The following is a 23,709-nucleotide window of genomic DNA, read 5'->3' on the forward strand; positions in this document are numbered from 1 at the left end:
GGGACGCTCCGCGTTCCGCTCCAGATGTGACGCAGAGCGTCACGGGATGCATTCCCACGCAGAGCGTGGGAACGATCATTCAGCGCTAATTCCAGGCTGAGTCCTACAAGAAAACCACCGCCGTCCGATTGCGCCGCAAAGCCCCGGTTTCTAAGCTCACCCAATGCTGAATGTTCAGCACTGGGTTTGGCGACCTGGATACCAAGCTATGCACCGCAACCTTGTTCGATATCAGGTATTTCTTCCTCGATCCGAATTATGGCGGCTGTGTGTGGGAGACCTTAGGGTCTGCCGGTATTCGCTTGGCCGGTTCGCCAACCCGCACACAGCTGCCACCCTTATTGTTTGGCGACGATAAACGGCAGTTATTTATCAAGCGAAATTTGGGTACTGCACCATGGACGAAAACTATCTAACCCCCCACATCTTCACCCGCCACAAACTCCACCTCCACGCCCTCCTCCTGGAAAACCAACCCTGGTTCAGCGCCCGCGACCTCGGCCGATTGCTCCGCCTTTTCCTCGACGAACGAGCGCTACGCAAACTCGATCCCGACCAACACCAAACCGTACAAATGCTCATCCACGGAGCCATCGAAAACACTCTGCTGATCAGCGAATCCGGCGTCTACGCGTTACTGGTTTACCACTACTGCCCCGAATACCGAGGCCTGCGCGAATGGCTGACCCACGACGTAGTGCCAGCCCTCAGAGACGCCCAACAACCCGCCTCAACAGAGCGCCCTATACTGAGCCTGCTGAATTGGCCGCAGATGTCGTTGAGTTTGCTGCACTGGAATAACCAGCCGTGGATTCGGTTGCAGGATGTTCCGCAGCTGCTGCCGAATGAGGAACGACCGCGAAGTCCGGTCAATGCACCGTGGTGGAAGCGTGCTTCGTGGGTGCTGCAGTCTTTTTAATTACCCGAAGCTCACCCTCGCTCGATTTCGGCTCTGCGCTGATCGTAGGTCGATTGCAGGTTTAGCCAGAACTCGGGCGTGGTTTTCAGGTAGAGCGAGAGCTTCTTTGCGAGCTCAGGACTGATACCACTCTCCTGCATCACAAGGGCTCCCACGTCACCCGCGCCTTCATTCAACAAGCTAGCTAACCCAGCCGCCGTAATGCCCAGAGGCACTAGAAACTCCTTTTCAAGGATTTCGCCAGGATGAATCGGCCGCATTCCAGAATTGCTCATTTCCCCTCCTGAGGGCTCGATCAGCTGTGATCATAAGCAGCCACCTCGATCCGACAAGTGCGTTCGTGAGTTTTCACCGAAGTCCTTCATTTATCCAAGACCGGTCCTACAAAAAAAAATAGCTGCCGCCGCTGATTACGCCTAAATACCAGCCGCTACATAACCTTTGTAGCAGCTGCCGAAGGCTGCGTTCGGCTGCGAAGCAGTCGTGAAATCAGATCACGCGGTGCATCAGGCAGACCGCACAACTTGAATTTACGACTGCTGCGCAGTCGAACGCAGGCTCCGCCAGCTGCTACGGATTGCGTTACGGCTTAACTGACTGGAATCAGCTCCCCCAGCAACATCCTGCGAAAGTTTGGTTACTCCGCCGCCACGCTAAATCATCCGCCCACGACTACCCTTCAAAAAACCGCAGGAAGCGGTCCTCGTCAGCTCAAGGAACGACCATGTCCCTCTCCATCGTCCACAGCCGCGCCCAGGTCGGCGTGGAAGCACCCGCCGTCACCGTAGAAGTGCACCTGGCCAACGGCTTGCCGTCGCTGACCATGGTCGGGCTGCCTGAGGCGGCGGTGAAGGAAAGCAAAGATCGAGTACGCAGCGCGATCATCAATTCAGGTCTGCAATTTCCGGCGCGGCGTATCACGCTGAATCTCGCCCCAGCCGATCTGCCAAAGGATGGCGGGCGATTCGATCTGGCGATTGCCTTGGGAATTCTCTCGGCCAGTGTACAAGTGCCAACATTGACGCTGGATGATGTGGAGTGCCTGGGAGAGCTGGCGCTGTCGGGCGCGGTGCGGGCGGTTCGTGGGGTGTTGCCGGCAGCGCTGGCGGCGCGCAAGGCCGGGCGCACGCTGGTGGTGCCGCGGGCAAATGCCGAGGAGGCCTGCCTGGCTTCGGGGTTGAAGGTGATTGCGGTGGATCATTTGCTGGAAGCGGTCGCGCATTTCAATGGCCACACGCCCATCGCCCCCTACGCTTCCAACGGTTTGCTCTACGCCAGCAAACCCTATCCAGACTTGAACGAAGTGCAAGGGCAACTTGCGGCCAAGCGAGCCTTGCTGATTGCGGCGGCGGGGGCTCATAACCTGCTGTTCAGCGGACCGCCAGGGACGGGAAAAACGTTGTTGGCGAGTCGTCTGCCAGGGCTATTACCGCCATTGGCCGAGAGTGAAGCACTGGAAGTCGCGGCGATTCAATCGGTCGCCAGTTGTGTGCCGCTGAGTCATTGGCCACAGCGTCCCTTCCGACAGCCACACCACTCCGCTTCAGGCCCCGCACTGGTGGGCGGCGGCTCGAAACCGCAACCTGGCGAAATCACCCTCGCCCACCACGGAGTGCTGTTCCTCGATGAACTCCCGGAATTTGATCGCAAGGTATTGGAGGTGTTGAGAGAGCCACTGGAATCCGGCCACATCGTGATTTCCCGCGCCAAGGACAGCGTACGCTTCCCGGCACGCTTTCAACTGGTCGCGGCGATGAATCCTTGCCCCTGTGGATATCTTGGCGAGCCCAGTGGTAAATGCAGTTGTACACCGGACATGGTCCAGCGTTACCGCAACAAACTGTCGGGGCCACTGCTGGACCGCATCGACCTGCATTTGACCGTAGCCCGGGAAAGCACGGCGCTGAACCCGATCAAGGCCGGTGACGACACGGCCAGCGCTTCTGCCCTGGTCGCCCAGGCCCGGGAGCGTCAGCAGCAGCGTCAGGGCTGCGCTAACGCCTTTCTCGACCTGCCAGGGCTACGCCAGCATTGTGCGTTATCCAAAGCAGATGAAGGCTGGCTAGAAAGCGCCTGCGAGCGACTAACCCTTTCGCTTCGTGCAGCTCACCGCCTACTGAAAGTCGCCCGCACCCTGGCGGATCTGGAACAAGTAGACGCTATCAGTCGCAGCCACGTCGCCGAAGCACTGCAATATCGGCCATCAGCACCCAGCTAGAGACGCGACAGGTTGGCATCGGATGCACCCGTTCGTCCCAGGCGCCTTGCCGCGCGCCTGGTTTTTCGCCCAATGATGGACATCAGCCTGGTAATAGCCCGGAGTAACAGGGTTAACGATAGACAGGATGACGGCGGCAGAGCTCCACCACCTGTTCGCGCACGTGGTGCCCGACCCTTTCGCTGTCGCCGTTTTCCAGGGCGTCCAGTACGTCGCACAACCAGCCCGCCAATTGTTCACATTCGATCACGCCGAAACCACGGGTGGTGATGGCTGGGGTACCGATGCGCAGCCCGGAAGTCACGAACGGTGAGCGCGGGTCGTTGGGCACCGAGTTCTTGTTAGCGGTGATGTAGGCATTGCTCAGTGCCGCATCGGCTTCCTTGCCGGTATAGGGCCTGTCGGACAGGTCGATTAGCATCATGTGATTGTCGGTGCCACCGGAGACGATCTTGTAACCCCGCTCTTGCAGCACGGCCGCCATGGCCCGGGCGTTGATCACCACTTGGATCTGATAGGTTTTGAACTCGGGCCTCAGTGCTTCCTTGAAAGCGACGGCTTTGGCGGCGATCTGGTGCATCAATGGGCCGCCCTGAACACCCGGGAATACCGCAGAATCGAGTTTTTTGTAGAATGCTTCATCTTGCCCCTTGGACAAAATCAAGCCACCCCGTGGGCCCCGCAGGGTCTTGTGCGTGGTGCTGGTGACCACATGGGCATGCGGCAATGGGTCCGGGTATTCTCCCGCGGCGACCAACCCTGCGACGTGGGCCATGTCGACCCAGAAAATGGCTCCGACCTTGTCGGCAATCGCCCGCATGCGCGCCCAGTCTTTGTACCGGGAGTAGGCGGAAAAACCACCGATCAGCATCTTCGGCCGGGTTTCCAGCGCAATACGTTCCATCTCGTCGTAGTCGAGAAAGCCCGTCTCCGGGTCAAGGCCATAAGGAACGATCTTGTAATGACGGCCCGAGAAGTTTGAAGGGTTGCCATGGGTCAGGTGGCCACCTTGGGCCAGGTTCATGCCCATCACCGTATCGCCGGGATTGATCAACGCCAGGAATACCGCGGCGTTCGCCTGTGCACCCGCATGCGGCTGCACGTTGGCGTAGTCGCAGTTGAACAGGGCCTTGACCCGCTCGATGGCCAGACGCTCGGCCACATCGACATATTCGCAGCCGCTGTAGTAGCGCTTGCCTGGATAGCCTTCGGCATATTTATTGGTGAGCACGGTGCTCTGGATTTTCATCACCAGAGGGCTGGCGTAATTTTCGGAAGCGATCAGTTCGACGTGGTCTTCCTGACGATGTTCTTCGTTATGAATCGCCTCACACAGCTCGGCGTCGAATGCTTCAAGGGTCAGCGTTGAGTCGTACATATGAAGGGGTCCTTGGTTGGAAAAATAAGCCGGTTTACAACGGTGCAGAGGGCATCGGATGGCTTCCTGTGTGCTCGTCACTTTCCGGACGGGCATCCGCGGTCGGCCAGTAGTAGGCATCCGGCATGGCACGTGCGCCGAAGATGGCCTGACCGACACGCACCACGGTCGCCCCTTCTTCAATGGCGATTTCGAAGTCACCAGACATGCCCATGGACAGTTCCTCCAGCCCGACGCCCGCCGGGGCGTGCTGGCGCAAGCGCTCGCGCAGTTCGCGCAGCCGTACAAAGCAAGGGCGGACACGGACCACGTCGGCCGAAAACAGCGCCAGCGTCATCAAACCACGCACCCGTAACGCCGAGAACGCCGGCAGGGCGTACAAAAAGTCCGCGACGGCTTCGGGCGCCAAGCCGTATTTGCTGGCTTCGCCGGAGGTATTGACCTGAACGAACACATCCAGTTGGCGCCCCTCGATGTGCAGGCGACGATCCAGAGCCTCGGCCACTCGCAGGCTGTCCAGCGCCTGAAACTCACTGGCAAAACGCGCCACCTGCCTGGCCTTGTTGGTTTGCAGGTGGCCGATAACCGACCATCGCAGATCGGCCAGATCGGCCATCGCCTGCGATTTGCGCTGCGCTTCCTGCACTTTGTTCTCACCCAGTAGCCGGCAGCCGGCGGCATAGGCCAGACGCAGATGAGCTTCGTCAAAGGTTTTGCTGACCGGCAGCAGGCGCACACTCGCCGGATCACGTCCGACCCGCTGACAGGCATTGGCGATTCGCTGCTGCACGGCTGCCAGGTTGCGGCGAAAGTCCTCAACGCTGGTGGCCTGTGGGTAACGGCCATGACGCTCGTGAAGGGTGACGGTTTCTTCCAATTGATCGAGCATCAATGGGTGACTCCTTTGGTTGTCACAACAGCGTCGGCAGTCGGAATGACCACCGCCTCGCGACGCGGCAAGCGCCCATTGAGTAAGGCGTAGGCCGCCATACCAATCAGCAATCCCCAAAACGCCCCACCGATCCCCAGCAAGGTGATGTTCGCGGCGCACGCCAGAAAGGTGATCAGCGAGGCTTCGCGGGTTTTGACGTCAGCCATGGCACTGGCCAGGCTGGCGCCGATAGTGCCGAGCAGGGCCAGCCCGGCCAGCGTCGTAATGAAGGTGGGCGGGAACGCCATGAACACTGCGGCGAGGGTCACCCCGAAAACCCCTACGAGGATGTAGAACAATCCCGCGGCAACCCCGGCGACCCAGCGCTTGGACGGATCCTCCGAGGCTTCCTTGCCGGTGCAGATGGCCGCAGTGATCGCCGCGACGTTGAAGGCGTGGGAACCGAAGGGTGCCATCAGCAGCGAGCCCAACCCCGTGACAGTCAGGATAGGGTTAGCGCTGGTACTGAAACCATCGTTGCGCAGTACCAGCATGCCCGGCATGTACTGGCCGGTGAGGGTGATCAGAAACAGCGGCAGCGCCACGCTGAGCAGCGCATTGATCGAAAACTCAGGCTGGGTGAATACCGGCGCCGCGAATTGCAGCGCCAGCCCCGACAGTTCTACACGGCCCTGCGTCAGAAGAAACGCCAACCCCAGCACCAGAATGCCCACCACCGCGTAGCGCGCGGTAAAGCGCTTGAGCACAACGTAAGCGGCAATCAGCAACCCGACCAACACCGGGTCAAGACTCATGCCACCAAATGCGCCGATACCGAACTGCAGCAAGATACCGGCCAGCAGACCCGCAGCCACACCCGACGGAATCAGTCGGATGACTTTTTCGAAGCAGCCGGACAAACCCAGCAGCACGAAGGCGGCGGCTGAAATGATGTACGCACCTACTGCCTCGGCGTAGGGCGTAGTCGACAGCGCGACGACCAAAAAGGCCGCGGCGGGTGTCGACCAGGCAGTGATGATCGGCTCACGACTCACCCAACTGAGAAACAGCCCGGTAATACCCACGCCAATTGACACCGACCATACCCACGACGCCGTCATCTCGGGGCTGAGCCCGGCGACTTTGGCGGCCTGAAAAACCAGGATGAACGTGCCGCCATAGTTGACGATGACTGAAATCAGCCCGGCGACGATCGGATGCAGAAGATCGCGTAAACGCAGGGGCGATGGGGATGCTGAAGAAGACACGATTGCTTTGCTCCTTGCAAACGAGGTGTTGGCCCGGGTGAGGGGATTTATAGCGCTGAAATGACCGAGCGCAGAGGCAGTGGCGAGGGGCGGATTCTACGGATAGGATGGCCTGCTACTACAGGCCAATTTATTCAATCAGAGCAGACCGCATGGCTAGAACGTTCGAACTGGAAACGCTCAAAATGCGCCTCAGCGATGTCGAGTTTCAGCTGTTGGATCTGCACCAGCGGATTCAACGCGCATTGCGTGCATTGATCCTCGAAGGCGCCCTTGAACCAGGCTTGAAGCTGCCTGCGACTCGGGTCCTGGCCAAGTCACTGGGGATTGCCCGCGATACCGTTGAGAACGCCTATGTGCAACTGCACCGCGACGGTTTTATCGTGCGGCGCGAGGGGGCTGGCAGTTATGTCTGTGAAACGCTGGGTACCGAATTGCGCGGCGCAGCGCGCCGACGCATCAAGGCGCAAGAGGTCAAAGGCAACCAGGCGGCACCGGGGGCGGGATTGAGCCAGCGCGGGCGGATGATCTTCGACAGTGGCGGCGTGACTGATCAGCAGGTGATCAAGGCGTTTGCGACCGGCCTGCCGGAAACCCGCACTTTCCCCACCGATGTCTGGGAGCGCCTGCAACGCCAGGTGATGAAGGACTATCGCGCCAACGTGCTGCTGCACGGCGACCCGCAAGGTGCCGAGCCGCTGCGCAAGGCCATCGCCACCTACTTGAACCTCGAACGTGGGGCCAAGTGCTCCGCCGACCAGATCCTGGTGCTGAGCAGCACTCGCCAAGCACTCTTTCTGTGTGCGCAGTTGTTGGTGGACGCCGGCAAACCGATCCTGCTGGAAAACCCGGGTTATTTTGGTGCCAGGAAAGCCTTTGAAACCGCCGAGACCAAGGTTCTGCCCATCGATGTCGATAAACTGGGCATACGCACCGACCTGCTGTACGCCGATCGCAGCGGCGCCAACTGCGTCTATGTCACGCCTTCTCATCAATACCCCACCGGCGCGACCTTGCCGCTGGAACGCCGGCTCGAGCTGATCAACTGGGCCGCAGAGAAGGGCAAATGGATCCTCGAAGATGACTACGACAGCGAGTTTCATTACGACGGGCAGCCGACCGCCTGCGTGCAGGGCCTCGACAAATACCAGCGCACCCTCTACCTCGGCACCTTCAGCAAGACCCTCTACCCCGGGTTGCGAATGGGCTACATGGTCTTGCCCCACGAGTTGATCAAAGCCTTCACCTACGCGCGCAGCATGATGGACGGCCATACGCCCCAAATCCTGCAACTGACCCTGGCGCGTTTTATGGAAGACGGCCATTACAACGCCCATGTCCGGGCCATGCGCAAGCTCTATGCCGGGCGCCGAACCATCATGCTCGACGCCATTGGCAAGCATTTGGACGGCATCGTGACCGCCTTGCGCCCCCAGGGCGGGCTGCAAATTCCCTGCCTGCTGCATGATGGCTGGTCGGAGGAAAAAACCATCCGCCAGGCAGCCAGCGCGGGCGTGCAGCTTTCCGGCCTCAGCCGGTTGTACGCCGGCGATCAGAAGAAACAAGGTTGGCTATTGGGTTACTCGTCCTTGACCGCTTATGAAATCGAAGCCGCCATGCTGCGCCTGGCCAATGCGCTGAAAACCAGGTAGAGCAGCGTCAAGCGGCCAGTGGCCCAAGGCATAGAGTCAGCATCACCCCTTGGTCAGATCAACCAACGGCGTCTGCCGCACCTCAGTCTCCCGCCCACCCTGAATCTCGCTCACCCGCTTCAACGCCTTATCCACAGCCGCCTTATCCGCCAACAAGCTGTAGCTGATCCCGAACTGCTTCTGTTCCTTCGGCCCAATCGTCGGCACCAGGTTCAGTGGCCGTTGATACCGGCGGTTGTAGGAAAAACTCGTCCCAGGCTCCAGCCCCGTGACATAGCCCTGGCCTTGGGTATCGGTGTTTTTCCACAGGGAGAACACGGGCAGTGTTTGCGTATTGAAGCCGACCGAGACACCCAGGCTACCGGCCTTGTTATGCAGCACGGTCAACGTATCGCCCTTGGCATCGGCATACGGCACCACGTTGTAAACCGTTTCGTCGTAGTCCTTGGTCGGTGCGCGGTAGGTTTGCCAGTCCGGCAGATCGCCTTTGGCTTTGTCGTTGAACGGCGAAACTTGCTTAACCGGCGCGGCGAAGCGGGCGCCCTGCTCCAGGAACGGGGTGCTGAAGTTGCTGTGATACAGCGCTTGGTATTCCTTCGGATAGTCGCCGTTGTTGGTCAGAGTGTCGTTGAGGGCGAACGCTACGCTGCCAGGTTCGGTGACCAGTTCGGTCGCGACGGAGAAGTCGACTTTCTTGAACGCCTGTTCTTTCAGTTCGCCGCGCAGGGTGATGGCGTACGGCGGTTTTTCATCGATGTGCAGGGTGACTTTGTTCGCAGGAATGTTGGCGGCGCGACCGTGCAGGGTCAGCAGTTCGCCGTTGTCGATGCCGGGGTGGCCGACCCATTCGTAGCCGCAGCGGGTGACCAGTTCGTTGAAACCTTCCAGCCAGCCCAGGCCACCACGGCCGTTGAGTTCGATGAAGGACGGGTTGACCACTTCCTTGACCGGCGAATCCCAGCCCATGCGCACATCGCCGACCGAGGCCTGCAGGACGTTCATGCCACGAGTCGGCACCACCGAGAGTTTCATCGTGCCGTTATCGATGTCGACGATGCTGACGCCCTCCTGCCGCCCACCGTGCAAAGTGCGCAGGGTGACGCTGAAAGGTTTGTCGGTTTTCACGCCGAGTTGCTGGCTGGTGATCTGCCAGTTCTGGGCGGCTTTGTCGGTGTCGAGCAAAACATAATCCCAGGCCATGGCTTGGGAAGCAGCGGACAGTGCGCTGAGGGCAACGAAGAGTTTGAGCGGGGTCATGGCAGCAGCCTTTCTTGGAGTTGTGCCAATTTTATAGACTTGAAGAAACGTTTCAGCAAGCATAAAAATCGAGACACTGGTGCTAAATGCCAAGGAAGACGACTAGAGAGGAATTGATCCGCAGATTTGGGACAAATCCTTGAATTGAGGTCGATCCCTTCGCGAGCAAGCCCGCTCCCACATTTGATCTCGGGTGTTCACACATACTGTGTTCACCGCAGATCTACTGTGGGAGCGGGCTTGCTCGCGAAGGGATTTCAGAGGCGACTCAACGAAACCGGTCAACCTCATGCCGCAAGTCCGCCGCGAGCTTCTCCAGCTCTTTGGCAGTCACAGCCAGGTTCGACACCACTTCGCGCTGTTCACTGTTCGCCAAAGCGATGCTTTGCAGATTGCTGCTGAGCAAGGTCGCGGTGCTGCTTTGTTCCTGGGTCGCGGTAGTGATGGCGGCGAATTGCTGACCGGCCGAGCGGCTTTGTTCATCGATCCGTGCCAGTGCCGAAGCGACGTTGGCGTTGCGCGACAGGCCTTCCTGCATCAGCACGTTGCCCTGCTCCATGGTGCTGATGGCGTTGCCGGTTTCCTGCTGGATGCTTTGGATCATCCCGGAAATTTCGTCTGTGGCCTGGCGGGTACGTGAAGCCAGGTTGCGCACCTCATCGGCCACCACCGCAAATCCGCGGCCCTGCTCACCGGCGCGGGCGGCTTCAATGGCGGCGTTGAGCGCCAGCAGGTTGGTTTGCTCGGCGATCGCGGTAATCACCCCGACAATGCCGCCGATTTCCTGGGAGCGCTGCCCCAAGGTATTGATCACCGTCGCGGTGCTGTTCAGAGCACCGGCGATTTGCTCCAGGGATGAGGACGCTTCGTCCATCGACGTACGACCGATCTGGGTTTGCTGTGCGTTTTCCTGCGCCAGTCGCTGGGTGTTGCCCATGTTGTCGGCAATGTTCAACGAGGTGGCGCTGAATTCTTCTACGGCGCCGGCCATGCTGGTGATTTCGCCAGACTGCTGCTCCATCCCTTCATAGGCGCCACCGGACAAACCGGACAACGCCTGGGCGCGGCTGTTGACCTCGCCCGAGGCTTTACGGATGTGCTCGACCATGGTCGACAGAGCCTGGCTCATCTGGTTGAAGGCGCGGGCAAGTTGGCCGATTTCGTCATTGCTCGACACGTTCAGGCGAACACTCAAATCACCGGCACCCAAGGCTTCGGCCTGACGCACCAGATCACCCAGTGGCGCCAGTTTGCTGCGCAGCAACCAGACAGCCGAACCGACTGCCAGCAACATCGCCAGCAGGCTGCCGATCGCCAATTGAATGCCGACGCTCCAGGTCACGGCGCGGATTTCGGTTTTCGGCATGCTCGCCACCACCGACCACGGCCCGCCTTCGAACGGCACGGCAACACTGTAAAAATCTTGCGACGTGTCGTTCCAGAAATCGCCTTTGCCCGGTGTCTTGGTCAGACCGACAATGCTCGGGACCGCCTGATCCAGCGCTTGCACCCCGGCAATCGGCACCAGCCATTTGCCTTGTTCATCCAGCAACGCCAGGGAGCCGGTCTGGCCGATGCGGAAGCGTTTGAGGTTGGCGAACTGCGCGTTCTGCGCGTCGGTGTAATCGAATCCTACGTACAGCACGGCAATGATCTTGCCGCTGCTGTCGCGTACGGGGGTGTACTGCGACATGTAGAAGCGTTCGAAAAGCAACGCTCGCCCCACGTAGTTCTGCCCCGCCATCAAACGGGCGTAAGCCGGGTTCGCGTGGTCGAGCAGAGTGCCAATGGCACGGCTGCCGTCTTGTTTGGTGACATTCGTGCTGACCCGAATGAACTCTTCACCACTGCGCACGAACACGGTCGCGACACCAGCGGTCATCTGCTTGAACTCGTCGACTTCCGCAAAGTTGTTGTTCAACACTTCACTGCCCAAGTGCAGGCCCGGAGTCTGCACGCCCGCCACGGTCACCGGCTCATCCGGATGCACGCTCAAACCGGCGCTGAAGCGCTTCTCGAACAGGCCGGCCAGGCGCTGGGTGCTTTCACGCAAGGTGCCGTGAAAGGTGCTCAACTGATCGGCAAGCAGGCGGGCCTCACTGGCCAGATGCTCTTCGCGGGTGGCGAGGTTCGCGGTGTCCAGCGAGCGCAGGGCGAACACGGTACTGCCACTGATGACAATCGCCAGAATCACGGCAAGCGCAAGACCCAGCTGTGAGGCAATCCGAGCACGAGGTTGAGACATGACAGCTCCTGACCCAGTGGCCGGATCATTCTGATCCCATCGCACACTCGGCAAAATTTCTGATGGTGGGGAAAACACGGAACCTGCACCAAGGTCCCATCAGCAGATTTTCGGCGGCAAAGCTGAATACTTGAGTAATTAACGGGGATATGGCTCAAGGCCGCCATTGCGGCGGCTCCATCGATTCAACCCAGACGTTCGACATCCGGTAATTCCATGGCCCGGACTTCGCCCTGCAGAAAATCGCTGAGGCGACGCAAACGTTCGCCGCCGGGGCGAGTTTTCGGCCAGACCAGGTAATAATTCTCACCACTGGCGACGGCCGTCGGCCACGGCAGACTCAAACGTCCCTGTGCGACATCCTCCGCCACCATCAGCAAATCGCCCATGGACACGCCGTAACCTCGGGCAGCGGCGATCATGCCCAACTCCAGCGTGTCGAACACCTGCCCACCCTTGAGCGAGACTTGATCGGTCAGGCCCATGCGCTCCAGCCAGTTGCGCCAGTCGCGGCGGTCCGGCGTCGGGTGCAGCAACTCGGTACTGGCCAGGCGCGCAACGTCCCACGGTTGATCCTTCAGAAGATTCGGCGCGCCCACCGGAATCAGTTCTTCGGGGAACAGGAAAGTTGCCTCCCAGTCCGGTGGAAAATGCCCGTTGCTGAGGATGACGGCGCAGTCGAAGGGTTCATGGTTGAAGTCCACCGTATCGATGTCCATCCAGGCGCTGGTCAATTGCACCTCGTTCCCCGGTCGCAGGTGCCGAAAACGACTGAGCCGCGCCAACAGCCAGCGCATGGTCAGGGTCGATGGGGCTTTCATGCGCAAGATGTCGTCTTCGGCACGCAAGGTATTGCAGGCCCGCTCGAGGGCGGTGAAGCCTTCGCGAATGCCGGGCAGGATCAGCCGCGCCGATTCGGTCAGTTGCAGGTTGCGCCCGCTGCGATGAAACAGCCGACAGGCGAAATGCTCTTCGAGCGTACGAATGTGCCGACTGACCGCACTTTGCGTGATCGACAGTTCTTCGGCCGCGCGAGTAAACGAGCTATGCCGCGCCGCCGCTTCGAATGCTCGAAGGGCATACAAGGGAGGAAGACGACGGGACATCAGGAAGGCTCCTATAGCGCGATGGAACCAACTTATCAGAAACTCCCCTGCATGAGTTTTAATCATGCCACCCATCCTTTTTATCCCTTTGTGAAAACCCCGCAGAGCGCCGAGAATCGACGCTTCCTGTTCTCTCTGACAATCGAGCGTGATGATCATGCAGCATCCAGCGCGTAGTGAACTCTGGGCCATCCTGCGGCTGGCGGGGCCGTTGATTGCCTCGCAGTTGGCGCACATGCTGATGGTCCTCACCGACACATTGATGATGGCGCGCCTGAGCCCCGAAGCACTGGCCGGCGGCGGTCTGGGCGCGGCGACGTATTCGTTCGTGTCGATTTTCTGCATCGGCGTGATTGCGGCCGTTGGCACCCTGGTAGCGATCCGTCAGGGCGCAGGTGACATCATCGGCGCGGCGCGGCTGACCCAAGCCGGGTTGTGGCTGGCATGGTTGATGGCGCTGGTGGCGGGTTTGCTGCTGTGGAACCTCAAACCGGTGTTGCTGCTGTTCGGCCAGACCGAAACCAACGTCCAGGCTGCCGGCCAGTTTCTGTTGATCCTGCCGTTCGCCCTGCCCGGCTACCTGAGCTTCATGGCGCTGCGTGGTTTCACCAGCGCCATCGGCCGGGCGACACCGGTGATGGTCATCAGCCTCGCCGGCACCGTGGCCAATTTCCTGCTCAACTATGCGTTGATCACCGGCATGTTCGGTCTGCCGAAAATGGGCCTGGTGGGCATCGGCCTGGTCACGGCGATCGTTGCCAACCTCATGGCGCTGGCGCTCGCGCTGCATATTCGTCGGCATCCGGCCTACGACGCGTATCCATTGCGCCAGGGTCTGTCGCGGCCCAACCGTCAGTACTTGAAGGAACTGTGGCGCCTGGGCCTGCCGATTGGCGGCACCTATGCGGTGGAAGTCGGTCTATTCGCCTTCGCCGCGCTGTGCATGGGCACCATGGGCAGTACGCAACTGGCGGCGCACCAGATCGCCCTGCAAATCGTCTCGGTGGCGTTCATGATTCCGGCGGGGCTTTCCTACGCGATCACCATGCGCATCGGCCAACATTACGGCGCCGGGCAATTGCTTGATGCGCGGCTGGCCGGACGGGTCGGGATCGCCTTTGGTGCGGCGGCAATGCTGGGTTTTGCGATGGTCTTCTGGCTGCTGCCGCATCAGTTGATCGGCTTGTTCCTGGACCACAACGACCCGGCGTTCCGCGAAGTCATCAACCTGGCCGTAAGCCTGTTGGCGGTGGCGGCATGGTTCGAGCTGTTTGACGGCACACAAACCATCGCCATGGGCTGCATTCGCGGACTCAAGGATGCCAAGACCACATTCCTGGTGGGTTTGGGTTGCTATTGGCTGATCGGCGCACCCGCCGCCTGGTGGATGGCCTTCCATTTGAATTGGGGGCCAACGGGGGTCTGGTGGGGTCTGGCGCTGGGGCTGGCGTGTGCGGCGGTGAGCCTGACGCTGGCGTTTGAGTGGAAGATGAAGCGGATGATTCGGCGTGAGCCGTCGTCAGGGGCGAGTTTCCAAATCGCCCAGCCAGATTGAGATCCCCTGTGGGAGCGGGCTTGCTCGCGAAAGCGGTGTGTCAGTCGACATCTACGTTGACTGATACACCGCTTTCGCGAGCAAGCCCGCTCCCACATTTGTCCGTGTTTAAACCACGACTTCCAGTGCAGGCTGCTGACTGCTGCCGAACGTCAGGTACTCAACCAGTTCCGCCAAAGGCAACGGCTTGCTGATCAGGTACCCCTGCACTTGATCGCAACCAAAGCCGCGCAACAAATCCAGCTGCTCTGGCGTTTCCACACCTTCGGCGACCACTTCGAGGTTGAGGTTGTGTGCCAGGTTGATCATCGCGTGCACCAGTTTGCGATTCTCTTCCCGCTCTTCCATGCCGCCGACAAAGCTCTTGTCGACCTTCAACAACGCAATCGGCAGGCTGTTGAGGTGCACGAACGAAGAAAACCCGGTGCCGAAATCATCCAGCGAGAAGCGCACGCCCAAACGCCCGAGGGCATCCATGGTCTGCTTGACCAGATCGCTGCGACGCATCACCGCGGTTTCGGTCAGTTCGAATTCCAGCCATTGCGCTTCGACGCCTCGCTCGGCAATCAGCCGGCTCAGGGTCGACAGCAACTGGCTGTCCTGGAACTGCCGGAACGACAGGTTGATTGCCATGTGCAGCGCTGGCAGACCTCGTTCGCGCAACGCCTGCATGTCCCGCAGGGCCCGGGAAATCACCCAGTAACCCAGCGGCACGATCAAGCCGCTTTGCTCGGCCAATGGCACGAATTCGCTGGGAGGCAACAAGCCGCGTTCGCCATGACGCCAGCGCACCAACGCTTCGAGGCCGACGATCTGGCCGTCCTCAAGGTTCAGACGAGGCTGGTAATGCAACTCCAGCTCATCGCGGCGCAAGGCCCGGCGCAGCTCGCTTTCGAGGTCAGCGATGCTGCGGGCATTACGATTGATCCGTTCGTTGAAGACGTGAAACGTGCAGCCCTGAGTGCTCTTGGCCTGCTGCATGGCAATGTGCGCGTGCCACATCAACGGGTCGGCGCCGGCCTGCGCTCGTGCATGGGCGATGCCGAGGCTGGAACCGATCAACAGGCTTTCGCCGTCGATCCAATAGGGTTCGGACAGGGCTTCGGTAATGCGTTCGGCCATCCATTCGGCGCGCTGAGGGGCGCGGCGGGTGTCGATCAGCAGGGCAAATTCATCGCTACCCAGCCGCGCCAGTTGATCGCTGGCCTCCAGTTGGCTTTTCAGCCGCGAGACCACTTGCAGGATCAGCCGATCGCCAGCCTGATGGCCAAGCGCGTCGTTGGCGTGTCGAAAGTTGTCGAGGTCGAGGTGACCGAGGGCCAGGCCCCGACCATCGTTTTCGGCCAGGCGCGCCGCCAGCAAGGTCTGGAAACCCTGACGGTTGGCGATACCGGTCAACGGGTCCTGCTCGGCCAGACGCTGCAAGGTGTTTTCCAGCACGCCGCGCTCACGCACATGGCGCAGGCAGCGGCGCAACATGCCGGGGTCCAGCAGATTGCGCACCAACCAGTCGCTCACACCGTCGGGCGGTGTCAGTGGCTCGTGGTCGAGCAGCAACACCGTCGGCAAGTTGCAACGGCCGGGTGCTGGCTGCAGAGCGGGAATCGTCAACAACACCGCGCTGCGGTTGTCATCGAACAGGCTACTGACCGACTCCCAGCTCGGCGCGCTGAGCAGCACAGCCGAACTCCCCATCGGAGCCAGACACTCGCGCAACAACGCTGCCCACGCTGGCTCTTCGGCCAGTAGCAGCAAACGCAAGGGTTCGACAGGCGTAGACAAGCTAGCTCCTAGACTCTGCAAAGATGTAGGCGGCGGGCATTATGCCGCGCGGGTAACCAATGACCAAATGACATCGGTTATCAAACACAGCTTTTGCGTCTTGAATACGAACATTAGACGCAAATTCACTACGCATCCTGCGTGAAAGTATCAAAACCGGCAATTAGAGATCGCGTGTTACGTCACAAGTCGGAGAGAGCAGCACAATTCGCTGAGCCTGTTAAAATGCCGGCCCATTTCGCTAATGACTCCCTGATTTCGTATGTCCCGACTCAATCCCCGGCAGCAAGAAGCCGTGAGCTACGTCGGCGGCCCTCTTTTGGTGCTCGCCGGCGCAGGTTCCGGCAAGACCAGCGTGATCACCCGCAAAATTGCGCACCTGATCCAGAACTGTGGCATCCGCGCCCAATACATTGTCGCCATGACCTTTACCAACAAGGCCGCGCGCGAGATGAAAGAACGGGTCGGCACCCTGCTCAAGGGCGGTGAAGGCCGCGGCCTGACGGTCTGCACCTTTCACAACCTGGGCCTGAACATCATCCGCAAGGAACACGTGCGGCTGGGCTATAAACCGGGCTTCTCGATCTTCGACGAGACCGACGTCAAAGCCCTGATGACCGACATCATGCAGAAGGAATACTCGGGCGACGACGGCGTCGACGAGATCAAGAACATGATCGGCTCGTGGAAAAACGACCTGATCCTGCCGCCCGAAGCCCTGGAAAACGCGCGCAACCCCAAGGAACAGACCGCCGCCATCGTCTACACCCACTACCAGCGCACGCTCAAGGCGTTCAACGCAGTGGACTTCGACGACCTGATCCTGCTGCCGGTAAAACTGTTCCAGGAACACGACGACATCCTGGAAAAATGGCAGAACAAGGTCCGCTATCTGTTGGTGGACGAATACCAGGACACCAACGCCAGCCAGTACTTGCTGGTAAAACTGCTGATCGGCAAGCGTAACCAGTTCACCGTGGTGGGCGACGACGACCAGTCGATCTACGCCTGGCGCGGCGCCCGCCCGGAAAACCTGATGCTGCTCAAGGACGACTACCCGTCCCTGAAAGTGGTCATGCTCGAGCAAAACTACCGCTCGACCAGCCGCATTCTGCGCTGCGCCAACGTGCTGATCTCCAACAACCCGCACGAATTCGAAAAGCAGCTGTGGAGTGAGATGGGCCACGGCGACGAAATCCGTGTGATCCGTTGCCGCAACGAAGACGCCGAAGCCGAGCGCGTGGCGGTGGAACTGCTGACCCTGCACCTGCGCACGGATCGGCCCTACAGCGATTTTGCGATCCTGTATCGCGGCAACTACCAGGCCAAGCTGATCGAGCTGAAGCTGCAGCACCACCAGATTCCGTATCGCCTGTCCGGCGGCAACAGCTTTTTCGGGCGTCAGGAAGTGAAAGACCTGATGGCCTACTTCCGCCTGATCGTGAACCCGGACGACGACAACGCCTTCCTGCGGGTGATCAACGTCCCACGCCGGGAGATCGGTTCGACCACGCTGGAGAAGCTGGGCAACTACGCCACCGAGCGAAAAATCTCGATGTACGCTGCCACCGACGAAATCGGTTTGGGCGAGCATCTGGACACGCGCTTCACCGATCGCCTGTCACGCTTCAAGCGTTTCATGGACAAGGTCCGCGAGCAATGCGCCGGCGAGGACCCGATTTCCGCCCTGCGCAGCATGGTCATGGACATCGACTACGAGAACTGGCTGCGCACCAACAGCTCCAGCGACAAGGCCGCCGATTACCGCATGGGTAACGTCTGGTTCCTGATCGAGGCGCTGAAGAACACCCTGGAGAAAGACGAAGAAGGCGAGATGACCGTCGAAGACGCCATCGGCAAACTCGTCCTGCGCGACATGCTGGAGCGTCAGCAGGAAGAGGAAGACGGCGCCGAAGGCGTGCAGATGATGACCTTGCACGCCTCCAAGGGCCTGGAATTTCCCTACGTGTTCATCATGGGCATGGAAGAGGAAATCCTTCCGCACCGCTCCAGTATCGAAGCCGACACCATAGAAGAAGAACGCCGCCTGGCCTACGTCGGGATTACCCGAGCGCGTCAGACGTTGGCGTTCACCTTTGCTGCCAAGCGTAAGCAATACGGCGAGATCATCGACTGCGCACCGAGTCGCTTCCTCGATGAATTGCCGCCGGACGACCTGGCCTGGGAAGGCAATGACGACACTCCCGTTGAAGTCAAAGCCGTGCGCGGTAATACCGCATTGGCGGATATACGCGCGATGTTAAAGCGCTAGAATTGAGCACTTTTTAACCGCACACTTTTTACACGCCAGGCGCACATGGCGTCAGTAGAGGAAAGCTTCATGGAAGCACTGCACAAGAAAATTCGCGAAGAAGGCATCGTGCTTTCCGACCAGGTCCTGAAAGTCGACGCCTTTCTGAACCACCAGATCGACCCGGCCCTGATGAAGCTGATCGGCGACGAATTCGCCTCGCTGTTCAAGGATTCGGGCATCACCAAGATCGTCACCATCGAAGCCTCGGGCATCGCGCCTGCGATCATGACCGGCCTGAACCTTGGCGTACCGGTGATTTTCGCCCGCAAGCATCAGTCCCTGACCCTGACTGAAAACCTGCTGTCGGCGACCGTCTACTCGTTCACCAAGCAGACTGAAAGCACCGTGGCGATCTCCCCGCGCCACCTGACCAGCAGCGACCGCGTGCTGATCATCGACGACTTTTTGGCCAACGGTAAGGCCTCGCAAGCGCTGATCTCGATCATCAAACAGGCCGGCGCGACTGTGGCCGGCTTGGGTATCGTGATCGAGAAGTCGTTCCAGGGGGGGCGTGCGGAACTGGACGCCCAAGGTTATCGCGTTGAATCGTTGGCGCGGGTGCAGTCGCTGAAGGATGGCGTTGTAACCTTCATCGAATAAACCCGCTGCATCACCGAACCTGTGGGAGCGGGCTTGCCCGCGATGAGGTCATAACATTCAACATTGATGTTGGCTGTTCCACCACCATCGTGGGCAAGCCCGCTCCCACAGGTTTTTGTGGTGGCCGTTATTACGCGGTCGCCTTCAGGCCGGTCAGCAACAACCGCTGAAACAAATCCTCTTTCAACCCCTCCGGCTTCGTCAGCTGCATCCTTTCCAGATGCACCGGAAACTCCGAAGCCGCTGGCGCATCCAGCGCAGCCTTACCCAATTCCAGAATCTCGGTGAGCTTGAACTTGCTCTTCAACCAGTTCAGCGCCCGCAATAGATCCCGTTCCTCAGCGGTGAAATCACAGCCCAGCGGATATTCTGGAAACAGATTCGAATGCCGCGCCTGAATGGCTTGCAACCGCTGTGGGCTGTTGTCGGCGAAACGCGGATCGAGTCGAAAATGCTTCGGCAGTTTGCCAACGTTCTGCGCCTGCTCGATCAGCCCCGGCTGGAAGCGTGAGTCGCTGATGTTCAGCAATGCTTCGATCACCGCCGCGTCGGTCTTGCCCCGCAAATCGGCGATGCCGTACTCGGTGACGACGATGTCCCGCAGATGTCGTGGGATCGTGCAGTGGCCGTATTCCCAGACGATATTCGAACTGACTTCACCGCCCGACTCGCGCCAACTGCGCAGCAGCAGTATCGAACGCGCGCCTTCCAGCGCATGGCCCTGGACGACGAAGTTGTATTGCCCGCCGACGCCGCTCAGCACCCGCCCGTCTTCGAGTTGATCGGCCACGCCGGCGCCGAGCAAGGTCATGGTGAAGACCGTGTTGATGAAGCGCGCATCAAGGCGCTGCAAGCGTTTGAGTTCCTCCTGACCGTAGAGCTCGTTGATGTAGCTGATGCGGGTCATGTTGAATTCGAGCCGCTTAGCCTGCGGCAACTCGCGCAAGCGCTCGTAGAAACTGCGCGGCCCGAGGAAAAATCCGCCATGCACCGAGATGCCGTCAGTCTGCGCCGCCTCGTCCAGCGTCCCGGCATTCGCCTGCTGCTGGGTCGCCACGTCCGGGTAGACTTTGCGCCGCACGATCCCGGCATCCGCTAATACCAGCAAGCCGTTGACGAACATTTCGCTGCAACCGTAAAGGCCCTTGGCGAACGGTTCGATACCCCCTTCGCGCTCAATCAACTGCGCCCATTGGCTGAGATTCAGATCCGCCAGCAACGCCTTGTAACCGTCACTGTCAGCCTGCCGCGCCAGCAACGCTGCCGTCAGGGCATCACCCATGGCGCCGATGCCGATCTGCAAGGTGCCGCCGTCGCGCACCAGCGTGCTGGCGTGCAGACCGATGAAATGATCCTGAAAACCCACCGGCATGTTCGGCGTGGAAAACAGCGTGGTGTTGTCCTTCGCGTCGATCAGCAGGTCGAAGGTGTCGATGCCGATTTCCGCATCGCCGGGCATGTACGGCAAATCGTTGTGTACCTGCCCCACCATCAGGATCGTTTCCCCCGCCGCCCGGCGCTTGGCAATCATCGGCAACAGGTCGAGGGTGATGTCCGGGTTGCAGCTCAGGCTCAGGCGATCGGGATGCTCGCTGTGGCTGGCGACCAGTTGCGCGATCAGGTTCAAGCCGGCGGCATTGATGTCCCGGGCCGCGTGGCTGTAATTGCTGCTGACGTAATCCTGCTGGGCCGATGTGCTGTTCAGCAGGCTGCCTGGCTGCAGGAAGAATTGATGGACGTGAATGTTGTCCGGCAGGCTGTCGCGATGCAAATCGGCGAGGAAATCCAGCTCCGGATAATCGCCGAACACTCGCTCGATGAAGGGTTCGAGGAAACGCTTTTGCAAGCCATCGCCCAATGGCGGGCGTCCGAGGCACAGGGCGGTGTAAATCGTCAGTTGCCGCTCGGGCAGTTGCGCGATCCGTTGATACAGCGCGTTGACGAAGTGATTGGGCTTGCCCAGCCCCAGCGGCAATCCCATGTGGATATGCGCCGGCAACCGCGCCAGGACGTCATCGACCGCCTGTTCGATAGAACACAACTGCACCATCTGATCCTCCCGCCGCTCCATGAATTGGGGTTGGACCGAGCTTGCCGGGTCTTTGCTGCAAAGCATAGCCTCAGGGGAAAATCGCACGCACAAAAAAGCCGCTGGAAAGCGGCTTTTTCGTTGAAGACAGGCTTATTTCAAACCGGACATCTTCTGGATGGCGCCCTTGAGATCGCCATCAGTGCAATCGGCGCAAGTGCCTTTTGGCGGCATTGCGTTGAGGCCGGAGATTGCTTTCGCCAGCAAGCCGTCGAGGCCGCCTTCTTTCTTGGCGCGCTCGCCCCAGGCGGCGGCATCGCCGATTTTCGGCGCGCCCAACAGGCCGGTGCCGTGGCATGCGTTGCAATGTTTTGCAATCACTGAGTCAGGGGTTTTGGCATCACCACCACCCGCAGAAGCAGCGACTTCCATCCCCTTGCACTCTTTGCCCTGCACACAAACCTGGCCAACGGGCTCAAGACGTTTAGCAATATCGTCGTTGGTCGCAGCTTGTGCGCTGACTGCCCAAAGGGCCAATACGGTTGCTGGTGCGGCCAGCATTTTCATAATTAGGTTCACGCGTACACCCTCAATGGTGGCTAGTCACGCCCACGGCCACGGTTCGCAGGCGGGCGCAAGTATAGCGGTAAGCCCGTCACACTGAAACAACCCCAAAGTCGAAGGGGTCTTATCGTGGGAAGGAAATACAGCAGGGGCGTCTCCACAATCCGGGCAGGACGCCTCTTCTCTTAGAAATTCGCCGGGGTAGCTGCGCTGATTAGTCGCGCCGGAGCATCGAACGGATTACGGAAACGGTGTGGCTTGGTACTTTCAAAGTAGTAGCTGTCGCCGGCTTCGAGCACAAATGTTTCGAGCCCGACCACCAGTTCCAGCCGACCTTCCACCAGAATCCCGGTTTCCTCGCCCTCATGGGTGAGCATCTCCTCACCGGTGTCGGCGCCTGGCGGGTAGATTTCATTGAGGAACGCGATAGCCCGGCTCGGATGAGCCCGGCCGACCAGTTTCATGGTCACTGCACCATCGGAAATATCGATCAGCTCGTGGGCCTTGTAGACGATCTGAGTCGGGATTTCCTGCAGGATTTCTTCGGAAAAGAATTCGACCATGGACATGGGAATCCCGCCCAGTACCTTCCTCAGCGAACTGATCGAGGGGCTGACGCTGTTCTTCTCGATCATCGAAATGGTGCTGTTGGTAACACCCGCGCGTTTGGCGAGCTCACGCTGGGAAAGACCTTTGAGCTTACGGATCGATTGCAGTCGTTCACCGACGTCCAATGCTGGAGCCTCCAGGAATTCAGGTTGCAGAAATATTGAGCGTTATCATGGCGACAGCGTTCAGTATTTACAACACTTGGGCCTGAATCCTGTTTGGCGAAGCGACTTTCGGTCGGGAACGTTTTTCGTCAGGCCCCGGAATAGAGCAGCGGCACTCGACGCAGGTTGCAGAAGATCTGGTAAGGAATCGTGCCCGCGGCCGTCGCAACGTCACTGGCGAGGATATTTTTGCCCCACAACTCGACGGTCGAACCAAGGCCGGCTTGCGGCACGTCGGTCAGGTCGATGCAGAGCATGTCCATCGACACGCGGCCAATCAACTGGCTGCGCTGCCCGGCGACCATCACCGGCGTACCGGTCGGAGCCTGACGTGGATAGCCGTCGGCATAACCCATCGCCACCACGCCCACGCGCATCGGCTTGGGTGTGATGAATTTCGCGCCGTAACCAATCGGCTCGCCAGCCGGCAGTTCACGCACGCAAATCACTTTCGATTCCAGGGTCATCACCGGTTGCAGGCGAGACGCCACGGCATTGGCCTCTTCGAAAGGCGTTGCGCCGTAGAGCATGATGCCTGGGCGCACCCAATCGCTCGGAATCTGCGGCCAACCGAGCACCGCCGGCGAATTACGCAGGCTGATTTCGGCCGACAACCCCTGACGCGCCGCCTCGAACACCGCAACCTGCTCGGCGCTAGCCTGGCAGTGCAGCTCATCGGCGCGAGCGAAGTGACTCATCAGCACGATCTTCGCCACTTTGCCGCTGGCCAGCAGCCGTTGATAGGCCGCCTGGTAATCCGCCGGATGCAGGCCGACCCGATGCATGCCCGAGTCGAGCTTGAGCCAGACCGTGATCGGTTTGCTCAGCGCGGCTTTTTCGATGGCCTCGAGCTGCCACAGCGAATGCACCACGCACCAGAAGTCATGTTCGACGATCAACGACAGCTCATCGGCTTCGAAAAAACCTTCCAGCAACAACACCGGTGCACGAATGCCGGCGGCACGCAGCTCCAACGCTTCTTCGATGCACGCCACGGCAAACCCGTCCGCCTCGGCTTCCAGCGCCTGGGCGCAGCGTACCGCGCCATGACCATAGGCATCGGCCTTGATCACCGCGAGGGCCTTGGCCCCCGTGACTTCACGGGCGATCCGGTAGTTGTGGCGCAGGGCTTGAAGGTCGATCAGGGCACGGGCTGGACGCATGGCGGCAGACTTCTA

At 60.0% G+C, this 23,709-nt stretch carries 18 protein-coding genes; 6 read left to right on the forward strand and 12 right to left on the reverse strand.

The window, feature by feature from the left end; genetic code table 11:
* Window positions 1-397: 397 nt before the first annotated feature.
* Window positions 398-919 (forward strand): Bro-N domain-containing protein, encoded by a 522-nt coding sequence (locus IB250_RS17480; RefSeq protein ID WP_192345030.1) that lies wholly within the window; start codon window positions 398-400, stop codon window positions 917-919.
* A gap of 11 nt (window positions 920-930) precedes the next feature.
* Here IB250_RS17480 and IB250_RS17485 read toward each other — a convergent pair whose 3' ends face one another.
* Window positions 931-1,194: a HigA family addiction module antitoxin gene (locus IB250_RS17485; RefSeq protein WP_192345031.1), complete on the reverse strand. Its 264-nt coding sequence runs from the start codon at window positions 1,192-1,194 to the stop codon at window positions 931-933.
* 449 nt (window positions 1,195-1,643) lie between these two features.
* On the opposite strand from IB250_RS17485, the gene IB250_RS17490 reads away from it, so the two are divergent.
* On the forward strand, window positions 1,644-3,137 hold the full coding sequence (locus IB250_RS17490; RefSeq protein WP_192345032.1) for a YifB family Mg chelatase-like AAA ATPase: 1,494 nt from the start codon (window positions 1,644-1,646) through the stop codon (window positions 3,135-3,137).
* A gap of 112 nt (window positions 3,138-3,249) precedes the next feature.
* Here IB250_RS17490 and glyA read toward each other — a convergent pair whose 3' ends face one another.
* Genes glyA through IB250_RS17505 form a run of 3 tightly spaced genes read right to left on the reverse strand, consistent with a single transcriptional unit; the run spans window position 3,250 to window position 6,654 of the window.
* Entirely contained in the window at window positions 3,250-4,515 is a 1,266-nt protein-coding gene (glyA, locus tag IB250_RS17495) for a serine hydroxymethyltransferase (RefSeq protein ID WP_192345033.1), read from the reverse strand.
* 34 nt (window positions 4,516-4,549) lie between these two features.
* Window positions 4,550-5,404 (reverse strand): YggS family pyridoxal phosphate-dependent enzyme, encoded by an 855-nt coding sequence (locus IB250_RS17500; RefSeq protein ID WP_192345034.1) that lies wholly within the window; start codon window positions 5,402-5,404, stop codon window positions 4,550-4,552.
* The gene (locus IB250_RS17505; RefSeq protein WP_192345035.1) at window positions 5,404-6,654 is read right to left on the reverse strand and encodes a benzoate/H(+) symporter BenE family transporter; all 1,251 of its coding nucleotides are present in this window, start codon (window positions 6,652-6,654) and stop codon (window positions 5,404-5,406) included. The genes IB250_RS17500 and IB250_RS17505 overlap by 1 nt, the downstream gene beginning before the upstream one ends.
* 152 nt (window positions 6,655-6,806) lie before the next feature.
* On the opposite strand from IB250_RS17505, the gene IB250_RS17510 reads away from it, so the two are divergent.
* On the forward strand, window positions 6,807-8,306 hold the full coding sequence (locus IB250_RS17510) for a PLP-dependent aminotransferase family protein (protein ID WP_192345036.1): 1,500 nt from the start codon (window positions 6,807-6,809) through the stop codon (window positions 8,304-8,306).
* 42 nt (window positions 8,307-8,348) lie between these two features.
* Here IB250_RS17510 and IB250_RS17515 read toward each other — a convergent pair whose 3' ends face one another.
* The 3 genes from IB250_RS17515 to IB250_RS17525 all read right to left on the reverse strand — a co-directional run bounded on the left by IB250_RS17515 (window position 8,349) and on the right by IB250_RS17525 (window position 12,914).
* Window positions 8,349-9,563 carry an aldose 1-epimerase family protein gene (locus IB250_RS17515; RefSeq protein WP_008076137.1) on the reverse strand — a complete coding sequence of 405 codons (1,215 nt, stop codon included), beginning with the start codon at window positions 9,561-9,563 and terminating at the stop codon, window positions 8,349-8,351.
* 268 nt (window positions 9,564-9,831) lie between these two features.
* Window positions 9,832-11,808: a methyl-accepting chemotaxis protein gene (locus tag IB250_RS17520; protein WP_192345037.1), complete on the reverse strand. Its 1,977-nt coding sequence runs from the start codon at window positions 11,806-11,808 to the stop codon at window positions 9,832-9,834.
* Window positions 11,809-11,993: 185 nt separating this feature from the next.
* Window positions 11,994-12,914 (reverse strand): LysR substrate-binding domain-containing protein, encoded by a 921-nt coding sequence (locus tag IB250_RS17525; RefSeq protein WP_007894759.1) that lies wholly within the window; start codon window positions 12,912-12,914, stop codon window positions 11,994-11,996.
* A 157-nt stretch (window positions 12,915-13,071) separates the two neighbouring features.
* Between IB250_RS17525 and IB250_RS17530 the strand changes: the two genes are divergently transcribed.
* Window positions 13,072-14,469 (forward strand): NorM family multidrug efflux MATE transporter, encoded by a 1,398-nt coding sequence (locus tag IB250_RS17530; protein ID WP_192345038.1) that lies wholly within the window; start codon window positions 13,072-13,074, stop codon window positions 14,467-14,469.
* 108 nt (window positions 14,470-14,577) lie between these two features.
* Here the strand turns inward: IB250_RS17530 and IB250_RS17535 are convergent, their stop codons facing one another.
* Window positions 14,578-16,251 (reverse strand): putative bifunctional diguanylate cyclase/phosphodiesterase, encoded by a 1,674-nt coding sequence (locus IB250_RS17535; protein WP_192345039.1) that lies wholly within the window; start codon window positions 16,249-16,251, stop codon window positions 14,578-14,580.
* A gap of 262 nt (window positions 16,252-16,513) precedes the next feature.
* Here IB250_RS17535 and rep point away from each other — a divergent pair, with 262 nt between their 5' ends.
* Window positions 16,514-18,523 carry a DNA helicase Rep gene (gene rep, locus IB250_RS17540; RefSeq protein WP_192345040.1) on the forward strand — a complete coding sequence of 670 codons (2,010 nt, stop codon included), beginning with the start codon at window positions 16,514-16,516 and terminating at the stop codon, window positions 18,521-18,523.
* 69 nt (window positions 18,524-18,592) lie between these two features.
* On the forward strand, window positions 18,593-19,165 hold the full coding sequence (locus tag IB250_RS17545; RefSeq protein WP_018927509.1) for a xanthine phosphoribosyltransferase: 573 nt from the start codon (window positions 18,593-18,595) through the stop codon (window positions 19,163-19,165).
* A 130-nt stretch (window positions 19,166-19,295) separates the two neighbouring features.
* On the opposite strand, the gene IB250_RS17550 is transcribed toward IB250_RS17545, so the two are convergent.
* From IB250_RS17550 to alr, 4 genes are all read right to left on the reverse strand, one after another.
* On the reverse strand, window positions 19,296-21,215 hold the full coding sequence (locus IB250_RS17550; protein WP_192345041.1) for an acetyl-CoA hydrolase/transferase family protein: 1,920 nt from the start codon (window positions 21,213-21,215) through the stop codon (window positions 19,296-19,298).
* A 132-nt stretch (window positions 21,216-21,347) separates the two neighbouring features.
* Window positions 21,348-21,761, reverse strand: a complete 414-nt coding sequence (locus tag IB250_RS17555) for a c-type cytochrome (RefSeq protein WP_192345042.1) — start codon at window positions 21,759-21,761, stop codon at window positions 21,348-21,350.
* A gap of 182 nt (window positions 21,762-21,943) precedes the next feature.
* Window positions 21,944-22,492, reverse strand: a complete 549-nt coding sequence (locus IB250_RS17560) for a cupin domain-containing protein (protein ID WP_008073360.1) — start codon at window positions 22,490-22,492, stop codon at window positions 21,944-21,946.
* 128 nt (window positions 22,493-22,620) lie between these two features.
* On the reverse strand, window positions 22,621-23,694 hold the full coding sequence (gene alr / locus IB250_RS17565; protein ID WP_192345043.1) for an alanine racemase: 1,074 nt from the start codon (window positions 23,692-23,694) through the stop codon (window positions 22,621-22,623).
* Window positions 23,695-23,709 lie beyond the last annotated feature (15 nt).

The sequence above is a fragment of the Pseudomonas sp. PDM09 genome, assembly GCF_014852305.1.
Lineage (GTDB): Bacteria > Pseudomonadota > Gammaproteobacteria > Pseudomonadales > Pseudomonadaceae > Aquipseudomonas.